Genomic DNA, 13,201 nt, shown 5'->3' with positions numbered 1-13,201 from the left:
CTCCCTCGACGCGGATCGGGCGGGGGCGTGACGCCCCTTCTTCCGAGCCTACGCGACGTCGCCGTCGCGCGGGGGGCGCTGCGCGCTCGGGACGGTCCGCCCCACGACCGGGAACGGACCGCCCCGCACCTCAGTGCGCGCCGGTGCCCGTGAGCGAGCGGACCTCCAACTCCGCGTACTTGCCCTCGTCGGGGCGCTCACGGGACAGGACCGTGCCGAGCCATCCCGCCAGGAAGCCGAACGGGATGGAGATCAGGCCGGGGTTGCGCAGCGGGAACCAGGCGAAGTCCACACCGGGGAACATCGCCTTCGGGTCTCCGGAGACCACGGGCGAGAACAACACCAGGCCCACCGACACGGCCAGGCCGCCGTAGATCGACCACAGGGCGCCCCGCGTGGTGAACCGCTTCCAGAAAAGGCTGTAGAGGATGGTCGGCAGGTTGGCGGAGGCGGCGACCGCGAAGGCGAGGGCGACCAGCCCGGCCACGTTCAGGTCGCGGGCGAGCGCGCCCAGGGCGATGGAGACGACACCGATGAGCGCGGTCGCCCGGCGGGCCACCCGCACCTCCTCCGCACCGGTCGCCCGGCCCCCGCGGATGACGTTGGCGTAGATGTCGTGCGCGAAGGACGACGACGAGGCCAGGGTGAGGCCCGCCACGACGGCGAGGATGGTGGCGAAGGCCACCGCCGAGATCGTGGCGAGGAGGATCGCGCCGGCGGCGGAGTCGGCGCCGCCCAGGTGCAGGGCCAACAGGGGAGCCGCCGTGTTGCCCGAGGGGTTGGAGGCGATGATCTCGTCCCTTGGGATCAGCGCCGCGGCGCCGAACCCGAGGGCGATCGTCATCAGGTAGAAGGCGCCGATGATACCGATGGCCCAGTTGACGGAGGTACGGGCGGCCTTGGCGTCGGGGACGGTGTAGAAGCGGATCAGAATGTGCGGCAGTCCGGCGGTGCCGAGGACCAGGGCGATGCCCAGGGAGACGAAGTCCAGTCGGGAGACGTCGCTGTGACCGTACTGAAGCCCCGGTTCGAGGAAGGCGGCTCCCTGGCCGCTGTTCCGCGCGGCGGCGCCGAGCAGGTGGGAGACGTCGAAGCCGAACCGGAGGAGCACAAGGAAGGTGATCAGGAGCGTGCCGCCGATCAGCAGGACGGCCTTGACCATCTGCACCCAGGTGGTGCCCTTCATCCCGCCGACCGACACGTAGACGATCATCAGAACGCCGACCAGGGCGACGATCAGCACGCGTCCGGCGTCGGAGGTGATGCCGAGCAGCAGCGAGACCAGGACGCCGGCACCCGCCATCTGGGCCAACAGGTAGAAGACCGAGACGACGATGGTGGAGATGCCGGCCGCGGTGCGCACCGGGCGACGGCGCATCCGGTAGGCGAGCACGTCGCCCATGGTGTACCGGCCGGAGTTGCGCAGCGGTTCCGCCACCAGCAGAAGCGCGACCAGCCAGGCGACCAGGAAGCCGATCGAGTACAGGAACCCGTCGTACCCGAACAGGGCGATGGCTCCGGCGATGCCGAGGAAGGACGCGGCGGACATGTAGTCGCCGGAGACGGCCAGGCCGTTCTGGAAGGCGCTGAACTGTCGCCCACCGGCGTAGAAGTCGGCGGCGTCCTTGGTCTGCCGTCCGGCCCAGACGGTGATGCCGAGGGTGGCCACGACGAACACCGCGAACAGGGCGACGATCAGCGGTCGGTGCTCGCCGGCGACGCCGGCGGTCAGGAACAGGGCGCGCTCCCCGGTCACCGGCGTTCCTCCATACGGGACTTGATGGCCTCGGCACGGGGATCGAGCTCGGCGGCCGCGTACCGCGCGTACCACCAGGCGATCAGGAAGGTGGTGGCGAACTGGGCGAGGCCGAGCACCAGGGCGATGTTGACGTTCCCGAACAGCGGGGTGCCCATGAAGTCGGCGGCGTAGTTGGACAACAGCACGTACAGCAGGTACCAGGCGACGAAGGCGACCGTCACGGGGAAGGCGAACCGGCGGAAGGAACGGCGCAGTTCACCGAATTCGGCGCTCTGTCGCGTCTCGCTGTACTCGGCGGCGTCGGGGACGGTGCGTTCGCCCGCGGGGGCGGGGGGTCGTGAGGGCGGTGGTGCGTCGGTGGCCACGGGGTCTCCTCGTACGACGGACGGCTACTGCCTCGGTTTCTCTCACATGGGCGGTCGCCGCATCCGCTTCCGTGGCGGGACACCGCGGGCGTGTTCCGAACGGGCGGGTCGGCGAACCCCTGGACGGTGCCCCACCTCGGGCTCCCTGCCAAGTCCCCCCGGCGGACGCATTGCTGGTCCGCGGCCCGGCGGGATAGCTTCACTGTGCACCACCCGTCATGTACCTGCCCGTACGCCACTCGCGCGCGGGCAGTCCCTCCTCCGGATGATGTGGAGACCCCATGGCTCATCTGCCGTCCAGGCGCCGCCTCGCTCTCGCCGTTCCGCTCGCGCTGTCGCTCACCCTGTCGGCCGGGGCGGTCGGCCTCATGCCGGCCGCCTCGGCCGCGCCGCGCGAGCAGCCCGCGGTCGAGTCCGCCGAGGCGCCGGAGTTGGCGTATGTGGTCAACACCAAGAAGGACCGTCGCACCCTCGCCTCCGTGAAGAAGGCGATAGCGGCGGCCGGCGGCACGATCGTGGTGGCTCACGACCGAATAGGCGTGATAGTCGCCCACTCGGCGCAACCGGACTTCGGGGAGCGGATGCGCGCGGTGCGCGGCGTGGAATCGGCGGGCGCGACCCGCACCGCCCCGCTGGCCCCCGCCGGGAGCACCGACCAGGGCGCGGTCGAGATGCTCACCGAGGAGCAGGCGCAGCGGACGGCCGCGGCCTCCGCGGCGACCGAGGGCAGCGAGCCGCTGGAGGCCGACCAGTGGGACCTGCGCGCCATCGGCGCGGACGAGGCCGCGAAGATCAACCCGGGCAGCGACCGGGTGACGGTCGCCGTCATCGACACCGGTGTCGACGACACTCACCCCGACCTCGCCCCGAACTTCTCCGCCTCGCAGTCCGCGAACTGTGTCGGCGGCGTCGCCGACACCAGCGAGGGCGCATGGCGTCCTTACACCGCCGACGACTACCACGGCACGCACGTGGCCGGGGAGATAGCCGCCGCCCGGAACGGCGTGGGCGTCGCCGGTGTGGCCCCGGGCGTCAAGGTGTCCAGCATCAAGGTGAGCGATCCGGACAACGGACTGTTCTACCCGGAGAACGTGGTCTGCGCCTTCGTGTTCGCGGCGGAGAACGGCGTGGAGATCACGAACAACAGCTACTACATCGACCCCTGGCTCTACAACTGCGTGGACGACCCCGACCAGAAGGCCATCGTCGACGCCGTGGACCGGGCGCAGCGGTACGCCCAGCGCGAGGGCACCCTGCACATCGCGTCGGCCGGCAACTCCAACCACGACCTGGCCTCCGACGCCATCGTCGACGATTCCAGCCCGGACGACTCGACCCCGGTGACCCGGACCATCGATCCCGGCGAGTGCTTCGACCTGCCCACCCAGCTGCCCGGCGTCGTGACGGTCAGCGCCACCGGGGTGGACTCCGTCAAGTCGTACTACTCCACCTACGGCAAGGACGTGGTGGACGTCGCCGCCCCGGGCGGTGACCGTCTCTACCAGATCCCGGACACCCCCTCGCGCAACGGTCGGATCCTGTCCACCATGCCCAACGGCGAGTACGGCTTCCTGCAGGGCACCTCGATGGCGGCGCCGCACGCCTCGGGTGTCGCCGCGCTCATCAAGTCGACCCACCCCTCGGCGTCGCCCGCCACCGTGCAGAAGCTGCTGAAGAAGCAGGCGGACGCGCGGGACTGCCCCACCGTGTACGACCAGAACGGCGACGGCACGCCCGAGGCGGTCTGCGAGACCGGCAAGCGCGGGAACGGGTTCTACGGGGCGGGCATCGTCAACGCCCTGAAGGCGGTGCGGTGACGCCCGTCCGCCGGATCCGGACCGCCGTGCCGGCGACGGCCCGCTAGGACGACACGACACCCTCGCGCACGGGCCCGACGGAGCGCACTCCCCGTCGGGCCCGTGCCCGCCACGCGGCGCCCCCGCCGATCCGCGCCGCGATAGCACCGACGCGACCGAAACGTGAACGGAGTTGCCGCGTTCCGGGAGGATTGGTGAAGATCTCGGGGTGACCCCGATACCACCCGCGCCCCGTGCGACCACCGCCGGCCGTCACGCGCGGCGCTCCGGCACCGGCCGCGCCGCGGCGACGCTGGTCCTGGTGGCGCTGGGAGCGCTGATACCGCTGCTCGGCCCCTCCCCCGCGCTGAGCGGCACCGGGGAGGCCGCGGCCCCCGGCACCGCCGGCATCGCCCTGCTCCGCGCGGTGCTCTTCGCCGCGCTGTGCGTTCCGTTGGGCGAGGTGTTCGTCGACCGCCTGGCCCGGACCCTGCCCGGCCCACCCCCGGAGCCTCCCCCCAGCCGGTCTCCGCACGCGGCGGTGGCGGGGTTCCTGGCGGCCCTCGCGCTCGCGTCGGTCGTGGCCACCGGCAACCTGGTGCCCCACACGTGGACCGACGTCGACGTCGGTGGCCTTTACGGCACCCGCGACGGCGTCCTGGCGCTGTTGGAGGTCAACGCCTTCCTCGTCGCCGGCCTGTGCGCGGTGTCCGCCAGACCCGCCGCCCAGGTGTGGCCGCTGCTGATCGTGGTGGTCGCCGAGGCGCTGCGCGCCCACCCCACCACGGAGCAGACTCCCCTGCTCGGCTCGGCCCTCACCTTCGTGCACCTTCTCTGCTCGTCCCTCTGGGTGGGGGGTCTCTGGCACACGCTGCGGACCGTGCGGGGAACGCGGGAGAGTGCTTCGGGGGCGGCCCTGTTGGGCCGGTTCGCGGGGGCCGCCGCCGCCCTGCTCGCGGCGGTCACCGCCACGGGGGTGTGCAGCACCCTGCGACGGATGCCGCCGGAGACGGTGCTGGAGCAGTTGGCGACCACCGCGTACGGCCGCGTACTCCTGGCCAAGATGCTGCTGGTCGCGGCGGTCGCGCTCCTGGCACTGCGGGCGCGACTCCGGTTGACCCGGGCCGCCGACCCGCTGGCCGCCTGCGCGCCCGCGCGCGCCGAAGTGGTCGCGCTGGGCGCGGCGGTGGCGATATCCGGACTGCTGACGGCGCTGCCGGTGCCCATCCACTGGTGACCCGACCGTCGTCTGACCGAACCCCGCCGCCGGGGAGGGGAGGTGACGGTCCGACGGTCCGCGGGCGGCTGCCGTCGGCCGTGCCCCGTATCCTCGGTGACCATGCTCGAAGACCGAGGGACCGCAGTGTCCTCCCCGACGGTGTGGCCGACCGCGTACCCACGGAGGTACGCGGTCGTCGACGTGGAGACCACCGGCCTGGCCCGCGACGACCGGATCGTGTCCGCGGCCGTCTACCGACTCGACGCGCGTGGCGAGGTGGAGGACCACTGGTACACGCTGATCGACCCGGAACGCGACCCCGGTCCGGTGTGGATACACGGCCTGACCAGCGAGACGCTCGCCGGGGCTCCGCGCTTCCGGGAGATCGTCGAGGAGTTCTCGGCCCGGTTGGACGACCGGGTGCTCGTCGCCCACAACGCCGTCTTCGACTGGCAGATGATCGCCCGTGAGTACGCCCGGGCGGGGGCGCGAGCGCCGGTGCGGCGACGCCTGTGCACGATCGCGCTGGCGAAGGCCCTGGCGCTGCCCCTGCCCAACCACAAGCTGGAGTCGCTGGCCGCGCACTTCGGCGTCGTCCAGCGTCGGGCCCACCACGCGCTCGACGACGCGAGGGTGCTGGCGGAGGCGTTCCGCCCCAGTCTGCGGGCGGCGGCGGCGGGCGGGGTGCGGTTGCCGCTGCACGACTGTCTGCCGTTGACCGAGTGGTCGGACCGCCCCGCGCGGGTCGGGAGGCAGGCGAGCGCGGGCGACCGCTGGTCGGGCGTCCGCCGCCCCTCCCGCCGGAGGCCCGCGTGTCCCTGGCCGAACCCCGGCCGCTACACGGGCGGACGTCTCCGGCAGGGCATGCGGGTCGCCTTCTCGGGGGACACCTCCGTCGACCGCGAGTTGTTGGAGGACCGAGCGGTCGAGGCGGGCCTGCACGTGTCCACCAGTCTGTCCCGGCTCACCAGCCTGTTGGTCGCCAACGATCCGGACTCCGGCACCTCCAAGGTGGTCAAGGCACGCCAGTACGGGACCCCCGTCGTCGACGAGGCCGCCTTCGGACAGTTGCTCGCCGACGTGGAACCGGCGGACGGCCCCGCCGACCGTACGGACGGGTGATCGCGGCCCGACGCGCCCGGCACCGGCTCGCCGGCGGCGCCCGCGGCGGCTCACCCTGTGCCCCATGGCGACCTGTGAAGTCTGTGGCAACGACTACGGAATGACCTTCGAGATCCACGCCCAGGGCGAGGTGCACGTCTTCGACTGCTTCTCCTGCGCGATCCATCGGATGGCCCCGCTCTGCGAGCACTGCCGGGTCCAGATCATCGGCCAGGGCGTGGAGGCCGACGGACGGTGGTACTGCGGGGCACACTGCGCCCGCGCCGAGGGGAAGGCGGGGATCGTCGACCACGTCTGACCCACACCCCGGTGCGGACGGGTCCCGGGCGAGTTGTACCGTCGTGGGGTGTACCGCTTCCTGTTGTCCCGGCAGTGGGTGATCCTCACGTCGGTCGCCCTTCTGCTCATCCCCACGATGATCAGGCTGGGGTTTTGGCAGTGGGACCGCTACCAGCACCGCACCGCCCGGAACGACCTGGTCGCCGCCGCCCTGGCGACCGAGCCGGTGCCCGTGGAGCGGTTGACCTCGCCCGGTCACACCGTCACCGGCGACGAGCGCTACCGCGCGGTGACCGCCACCGGTCGTTTCGACACGGCGAACGAGGTGGTGGTCAGGCTCCGGACCGACTCCGACGACCGGATCGGGTACCACGTGCTCACCCCGTTCCTCCTGGACGACGCGCGCGTGCTGCTGGTCAACCGCGGGTGGATCCCGGCCGACGAGGGCGATCCGACCGCCTTCCCCGACATCCCGGCGCCGCCCGACGGCACGATCACCGTCACCGGCCGGATGATGCCCGACGAGACGACCGCCTCCAGCGGCATCAAGGACCGTGTGGGGCTGCCCGAGCGACAGATCATGCTGATCGACAGCGCGCGCGAGGCGGACCGCCTCGGAGTCCCGGTGCTCGGTGGCTACCTGGCCATGACCACCCCCGAGCCGTCCGGGGACACGCCGGAGCCGATCGGCCCCCCGGGTGACGAGGACGCGGCCCTCAACTACGCCTACGCCGTCCAATGGTGGCTGTTCGCCGCGGCGGTCCCCGTGGGGTGGTTCGTCCTGGTCCGCCGCGAGGCACGCGAACGGGGCGCCGCCGCGGCCCGGGGCACCGGGTCGGAGCCGGCTACCGCGCCGGCGGGGTGAAGGGCCCGGCCTTCCCCCGGTCGGCCGCGAACGACGGCAGGCTCGACGGGCTTCCTCCCACCGGACGTCACTCCACCCGGTCGGCCGCGATCCCGGAGCTCCCGACACGCACCCGAGCACGCAGGGTCGCGAGACCGGTCGACTGCCGGGCCGGCTCCAGGACCCGGCGGGCCAGTGCGTCCAGCGCGTCGGCCGGGTCGACCCGCGGGTCGACCCGAAGCCGGATCGTGGCTCCGGGCTCCTCGGCGCTGCCGGTCAGCAGCACATCGGCACGGTCCACGCCGTCCAGTCGGGACGTCTCCTCGGCGAGCACCGACTCCAGGGCCCGCCCGCGTACCGAGGCCTCACCGCCGTCGCCGGTGTCCAGCGGAACGGCCGCCAGTCGGTGACGGCGCACCACCGCCACCGCCCACCACAGAGCCAGCGACAACACCACCAGGAGGCCGGCGATCACCGTCGGCCACCACCAGTCGGCCTCCCGCCACCGGGTCCGTTCGGCGTCGTCCAGCAGCACGTCGTGGGGGCCGTCGTGGATCCACCAGGACGGAGCCGGCACGCCGAGGCCGACGGCCAGGACGGCGCCGGCGCCCAGGAACAGTGCCAGCCCCACCAGTGCCAGCAGCACCCGGTCGACGATCGCGAGCATCCGTCACCCCTTCCTTGCCGCCCGGTCCACCCGGACCGCCACGGCGGGCCGCCGGACCAACCCCAGTCCGGCGACCGACTCTCCCAACACCCGGTCGAGGTCCGCCCGCACCTCCGCGGGCTCGCGGAAGTGTGCCACGACCCGGACGACGGCCCGCCGGCGCCGCATCCTGACCCGCGCCGATCGGACCCCGGGGACGTCCAGGGCACGGGCGCGCAGCACGGTGGCCGCGGCGTCGCGGCGCAGCGCGGCCCGGATGCCGGGATCGGGCGATCGCAGGGTGAGCAGGGATCTCAGCCCGGGAGTGAGGGCCAGCAGGATCAGCCAACCGCCGATCAGCGTCACCGCGGCGGCGCCGAGAAGCACCCGACCGTCGTCGAGAGGGTGCTCGGCAAGTCGCCGGGCCGACTCCTCGCGCCAGGCGAGGGCCTGCCGACCGGCGCGCACCGCCGCGATGTCGTACAGGAGGGCGCCGGAGACGATCAGCAGGGCCAGGGCGACGCACCCTGCGGGAACCCGGCGAGCCGACCAGAACCGGCCGGTGCGGCCCGTATCCGGCGGAACGCCCGCGTCGCGGGGCGGGCGTTCCGCGGCCGGGGGGTCCTCCGTCGGGGGGAGCGGTCGGGTGCCCTGGTGCCCGTCGGAGGGTTCGGTCATCGGGCACCGCCGGCCGCGGCTTCGGGTCGCGCCCTCGGGACCAGCCGTTCCACCTCGACGTCGACCGACCTGACGGCCAATCCGGTCAGGGCGGTCACCCGGCGGGCGACCCGGTCGCGCACCCGCCCGCAGCGCGCCCCCAGGTCTCCGGGATAGTCGAGATCCAGATGGACCCGGACGCGGGCGACGTCGTCGCGCACGGTGACGGTGGCGCGAGGTCGAACGGCGCCGGGGGGCAGTGGCCCCACCGCCTCGCCGGCGGCCCGCGCCGCCACCTTGGCGACCACCCGGTCGGCGACGTGGGTCGCGCCGCGATCGCGGGCGGGCACCCTTGCCGGGGAAGCGCGGGGCCCCTCGATCGCACCGCCCACCCGGGTCACCGGCGGCGGCTGCCGCGGCTGCGGAGGAACTCGCCGAGGTCCAGGTCCCCCTCCAGGAACCGGCCCACGACGAATCCGACCGCGCCCAGGGCCGCCACCAGCAGGAAGGCGCCGAACCCACCGAAGTAGCCCGCGAAGGCCAGGGCCATCCCGGCGAACATGCCGACCACGGCCATACTCATGACGCACCCTCCTCGCTCCAGCCGACCGGACGACCCCGCACCCGTCGATCACCTGATCCGGGGCTCCGACGGCTCCTCGTACTCCTCGTCGGGCAACTTCACGTCACTGACCGCGATGTTGACCTCGACGACCTCCAGGCCGGTCATCCGCTCGACCGCCACGACCACGTTCTCCCGCACATCGCGCGCGACATCGGCGATCGACACGCCGTACTCGACGACGATCTCCAGGTCGAGGGCGGTCTGCTTCTCCCCGACCTCGGCCTTCACCCCACGCGTGACCGACCTGGCACCACCGGGGACCCGGTCGCGCATCGCTCCGAACGTGCGGGAGAGCCCACTGCCCATGGCGTGCACACCGACCACGTCACGGGCCGCCATGCCGGTGATCTTCTCCACCACGCCGTCGGCGATGGTGGTCCGTCCTCTGGTGCCGGCGGGTTGGCCGGTCGTCCTCGCCGTGCTCTGTCCGGCTCCGCCGGTCGTCTCCTGGCCCGACCGGGCGCGTTCCGTGGCCTCGCTCATCGCCGTGGGTCCCCTTCGATCGTCGTCCCCTCCACGGTACGCACCGATGGGCACTCTCGCGTCGCCGAAGGCGGCAGGTCACGTCGACGCGGCGGTCGAACGTCGCCAAGGCCGCCGGACCGCCGGTGCCGGCCGGTCGGGCGCGGGTGGGACGGGCACGGGGTTCCCGCACCGCGCGGCGAAGCGGGAACCCACCCGACACCGCGGCCTTCAACAGCGCGGTAGGCGGGAATCGCCGTCCTTCAGGGCGGCGAGGATGTCAATCGCCGACCCCGGCCAGATCGCGCAGACGTCGCGCCTGGGCGGCACGCTCGGCGGCGCGTTGTGCCTCGTGATCGCGTTCCGAAGCTCCCTGCAGGAGCGCCTTGGTCTCGATCACGGCGTCGCGGGGGGCGGCCAGGAGGGCGGACGTGAGGTCGCGGACCGCGCCGTCCAGTTCCCCGGCGGGAACGGCCATGTTGGCGAGGCCGGTGCTCACGGCCTCCTCGGCACGGACGTACCGTCCGGTCAGGCAGATCTCCAACGCCCGCGCGTAGCCGACGAGCCGGACCAGCGGATGGGTGCCCGTCAGGTCCGGGACCAGGCCGAGGCCCGTCTCCCGCATGGCGAACTGGGCGTCTTCGGCGACGACGCGCAGATCGCAGGCGAGGGCGAGTTGGAACCCGGCCCCGATCGCGTGTCCCTGGACCGCCGCGACGGTGACCAGGTCCCCGCGCCGCCACCAGGTGAAGGCCTCCTGGTATCCGGCGATGACCTCGTCGACCTCGGCCTCGCTGGCGCGCGCCAGTTCGAGGAAGGAGGGCTCCCCGTCGAATCCCTGCGGAGTGAAGGCCTGTCGGTCGAGCCCGGCGGAGAAGGACTGTCCCTCCGCGCGCAGGACGACGACCCGGACGGAGCCGGGCAGGACGCGGCCGGCTTCGGCGAGCGCCCGCCACAGAGCGGGGCTCTGCGCGTTGCGCTTGGCCGGGTTGGTCAGGGTCACCGTGGCGAGCGCGCCGTCGACGGCGAGTCGCACACCGTCCCTGTCGAGGGCCGGGCTTTCCTGACCGGTTTGCCGTGCGGGCGATGCCATGGGACGCCTCCGATGCGTGCGGTCTCCTGCTCGTCGCGTACATGACCGCGACGAACTCAAGTGACTGCACAGTAACCACCCGGTCGGCCGTCACGCCGACCGGGTGGTCACCGGAGAGTCGAGGGGACGCCCCGGGGTCAGGCCGTGGAGGCCTTCTTGCCCCGGGTCGCCCCGCCACGCCCACGCAGCGTGACGCCCGACTCACTGAGCATGCGGTGCACGAAGCCGTACGAGCGGCCGGTCTCCTCGGCCAGCGCCCGAATGCTCGCACCCGCGTCGTACTTCTTCTTCAGGTCTGCCGCGAGCCTCTCGCGCGCGGCGCCGGTCACCCGGCTGCCCTTCTTCAGAGTCTCGGCCACCCGTGCCTCCTCATGGGAAGTGCGCTCTGGTTCTCCTCATGATCACCCCTCGGGCGTCCGATGGCCACCCATTCGGCAAGGCCAGTGAGACGAGAACGGGACGCCGCCCGGGCGTCGGCGCCCGCCCGGGCGCCGATCTCGTCGCTTCGCGAGGGCTCCACCATCTCTGAATGCGGACGAATTCCCAGTTCAGAGAGGTGTCATGATCGATTTTCCGGCGATCGGCGGCACCGCCGGCATCTCGATGCATGACACACCTGAGTACCAGGCGATCTCACTCAGATGGTGGATCACCGATCGGCCGAATGATCCATCCCCGATGGATCACCCTTTCGATCAGGCGAGGGCGACGAGGTCCGCGTAGTCGGCGCCCCACAGGTCCTCCACCCCGTCCGGGAGCAGGATGATCCGCTCCGGCTGGAGGGCGTCGACCGCGCCCTCGTCGTGGGTGACGAGGACGACCGCGCCGCGATAGGTCCGCAGCGCACCGAGAATCTCCTCCCGACTCGCCGGGTCGAGGTTGTTGGTCGGCTCGTCGAGCAGCAGGACGTTCGCCGACGAGACCACCAGGGTGGCCAGGGCCAGCCGGGTCTTCTCCCCGCCGGAGAGGACTCCCGCGGGCTTGTCCACGTCGTCGCCGGAGAACAGGAAGGACCCCAGCACCTTGCGCACCTCGACCAGGTCCATGTCGGGAGCGGAGGAGCGCATGTTCTCCAGGACGGTGCGCTCCGGGTCCAGCGTCTCGTGCTCCTGGGCGTAGTACCCGAGCTTGAGGCCGTGCCCCGGGACGACGGCCCCGGTGTCGGGCTGCTCCACGCCGGCGAGCAGGCGGAGCAACGTGGTCTTGCCCGCGCCGTTGAGGCCGAGGATGACCACGCGCGAACCCTTGTCGATCGCCAGGTCGACGTCGGTGAAGATCTCCAGCGAGCCGTACCACTTGGACAGCCCCTCGGCCGTCAGCGGGGTCTTGCCGCAGGGCGCCGGCTCGGGGAAGCGTAGCTTGGCGACCTTGTCCTGCTGCCGGACCTCCTCCAGCCCGGAGAGCAGCTTCTCGGCGCGCCGCGCCATGTTCTGCGCGGCGACCGTCTTGGTGGCCTTGGCGCGCATCTTGTCGGCTTGGGCGTTGAGGGCCGCGGCCTTCTTCTCCGCGTTCGCCCGCTCGCGTCGGCGGCGCTTCTCGTCCGCCTCGCGCTGCTGCTGGTAGAGCCGCCACCCCATGTTGTAGATGTCGATCCGCGCCCGGTTGGCGTCCAGGTAGAACACCTTGTTGACGACGGTCTCGACGAGGTCGACATCGTGGGAGATCACGACGAAGCCGCCTCGGTAGGACTTGAGATAGTCCCGCAGCCAGACGATCGAGTCGGCGTCGAGGTGGTTGGTCGGTTCGTCCAGCAGCAGCGTGTCCGCGTCGGAGAAGAGGATGCGGGCCAGCTCGATGCGGCGCCGCTGCCCTCCGGACAGCGTGTGGAGGGGCTGGTCGAGGGCCCGGTCCGGCAGGTTGAGCGCGGCGGCGATGGTGGCCGCCTCCGCCTCGGCCGCGTAACCGCCCTTGGTCAGGAACTCCGTCTCCTGGCGCTCGTACTGCCGGAGTGCCTTCTCCCGGGTCGCTCCGGTGCCGTTCGCGATGCGCTGCTCGTTCTCCCGCATCTTCCGGATCAAGGTGTCCAGGCCCCTGGCCGACAGGACACGGTCGCGGGCCAGGACGTCGAGGTCGCCGGTGCGGGGATCCTGCGGAAGGTAGCCGACCTCGCCGGAGCGGGTGATCGTGCCGCCGGCGGGGACACCCTCGCCGGCGAGGCACTTGGTGAGCGTGGTCTTGCCGGCGCCGTTGCGGCCGACCAGCCCGATCCGGTCGCCCTTGGCGACGCGGAAGGTGGCGCTTTCGATGAGCACACGGGCACCGGCGCGCAGCTCGATGCCGGAAGCGGAGATCACGGACAGACTCCAGGGCGGTTGGGAAGGGCGGGACGGGCGA

General features: G+C 72.4%; 15 protein-coding genes. 5 read left to right on the top strand and 10 right to left on the bottom strand.

Annotated features, from left to right (window positions below):
* Positions 1-130: 130 nt before the first annotated feature.
* Together JEK78_RS18845 and JEK78_RS18840 are read right to left on the bottom strand one after the other, a co-directional pair.
* On the bottom strand, positions 131-1,756 hold the full coding sequence (locus JEK78_RS18845; RefSeq protein WP_200261255.1) for a cation acetate symporter: 1,626 nt from the start codon (positions 1,754-1,756) through the stop codon (positions 131-133).
* Positions 1,753-2,124 (bottom strand): DUF485 domain-containing protein, encoded by a 372-nt coding sequence (locus JEK78_RS18840; RefSeq protein WP_200261253.1) that lies wholly within the window; start codon positions 2,122-2,124, stop codon positions 1,753-1,755. The genes JEK78_RS18845 and JEK78_RS18840 overlap by 4 nt, the downstream gene beginning before the upstream one ends.
* Before the next feature lie 281 nt (positions 2,125-2,405).
* Between JEK78_RS18840 and JEK78_RS18835 the strand changes: the two genes are divergently transcribed.
* The 5 genes from JEK78_RS18835 (at position 2,406) to JEK78_RS18815 (ending at position 7,405) form a co-directional block, all read left to right on the top strand.
* Complete coding sequence (locus JEK78_RS18835) at positions 2,406-3,941, top strand: S8 family serine peptidase (RefSeq protein ID WP_200261251.1); 1,536 nt, start codon at positions 2,406-2,408, stop codon at positions 3,939-3,941.
* Between the two features lie 208 nt (positions 3,942-4,149).
* Positions 4,150-5,157, top strand: a complete 1,008-nt coding sequence (locus tag JEK78_RS18830; protein WP_200261249.1) for a CopD family protein — start codon at positions 4,150-4,152, stop codon at positions 5,155-5,157.
* Positions 5,158-5,259: 102 nt separating this feature from the next.
* Complete coding sequence (locus JEK78_RS18825) at positions 5,260-6,261, top strand: DEDDh family exonuclease (RefSeq protein WP_200261247.1); 1,002 nt, start codon at positions 5,260-5,262, stop codon at positions 6,259-6,261.
* 64 nt (positions 6,262-6,325) lie between these two features.
* Positions 6,326-6,559, top strand: coding sequence for a hypothetical protein (locus tag JEK78_RS18820; protein ID WP_200261245.1), 234 nt, complete (start codon positions 6,326-6,328; stop codon positions 6,557-6,559).
* A 48-nt stretch (positions 6,560-6,607) separates the two neighbouring features.
* Entirely contained in the window at positions 6,608-7,405 is a 798-nt protein-coding gene (locus tag JEK78_RS18815; RefSeq protein ID WP_200261243.1) for an SURF1 family protein, read from the top strand.
* A 67-nt stretch (positions 7,406-7,472) separates the two neighbouring features.
* On the opposite strand, the gene amaP is transcribed toward JEK78_RS18815, so the two are convergent.
* From amaP to JEK78_RS18775, 8 genes are all read right to left on the bottom strand, one after another.
* Positions 7,473-8,051, bottom strand: coding sequence for an alkaline shock response membrane anchor protein AmaP (amaP, locus tag JEK78_RS18810; protein WP_200261241.1), 579 nt, complete (start codon positions 8,049-8,051; stop codon positions 7,473-7,475).
* A 3-nt stretch (positions 8,052-8,054) separates the two neighbouring features.
* Positions 8,055-8,708 carry a DUF6286 domain-containing protein gene (locus JEK78_RS18805; RefSeq protein WP_200261239.1) on the bottom strand — a complete coding sequence of 218 codons (654 nt, stop codon included), beginning with the start codon at positions 8,706-8,708 and terminating at the stop codon, positions 8,055-8,057.
* Positions 8,705-9,037: a hypothetical protein gene (locus JEK78_RS18800; protein WP_242483136.1), complete on the bottom strand. Its 333-nt coding sequence runs from the start codon at positions 9,035-9,037 to the stop codon at positions 8,705-8,707. The genes JEK78_RS18805 and JEK78_RS18800 overlap by 4 nt, the downstream gene beginning before the upstream one ends.
* Positions 9,038-9,084: 47 nt before the next feature.
* Positions 9,085-9,270, bottom strand: a complete 186-nt coding sequence (locus JEK78_RS18795) for a hypothetical protein (RefSeq protein ID WP_200261235.1) — start codon at positions 9,268-9,270, stop codon at positions 9,085-9,087.
* Between the two features lie 48 nt (positions 9,271-9,318).
* On the bottom strand, positions 9,319-9,795 hold the full coding sequence (locus JEK78_RS18790) for an Asp23/Gls24 family envelope stress response protein (RefSeq protein ID WP_200261233.1): 477 nt from the start codon (positions 9,793-9,795) through the stop codon (positions 9,319-9,321).
* A 259-nt stretch (positions 9,796-10,054) separates the two neighbouring features.
* Positions 10,055-10,867 carry an enoyl-CoA hydratase/isomerase family protein gene (locus tag JEK78_RS18785; RefSeq protein ID WP_200261231.1) on the bottom strand — a complete coding sequence of 271 codons (813 nt, stop codon included), beginning with the start codon at positions 10,865-10,867 and terminating at the stop codon, positions 10,055-10,057.
* A 137-nt stretch (positions 10,868-11,004) separates the two neighbouring features.
* Positions 11,005-11,226: a helix-turn-helix domain-containing protein gene (locus JEK78_RS18780; RefSeq protein WP_200261229.1), complete on the bottom strand. Its 222-nt coding sequence runs from the start codon at positions 11,224-11,226 to the stop codon at positions 11,005-11,007.
* A gap of 336 nt (positions 11,227-11,562) precedes the next feature.
* Positions 11,563-13,161 (bottom strand): ABC-F family ATP-binding cassette domain-containing protein, encoded by a 1,599-nt coding sequence (locus JEK78_RS18775; protein ID WP_200261227.1) that lies wholly within the window; start codon positions 13,159-13,161, stop codon positions 11,563-11,565.
* Positions 13,162-13,201: the final 40 nt, after the last annotated feature.

Origin of the sequence: Streptomyces sp. HSG2, from assembly GCF_016598575.1 — a bacterium.
Classification (GTDB): domain Bacteria; phylum Actinomycetota; class Actinomycetes; order Streptomycetales; family Streptomycetaceae; genus Streptomyces.
The sequence above is the reverse complement of the archived record's forward strand: the minus strand, read 5'-3'. Positions and strand labels throughout refer to the sequence as shown.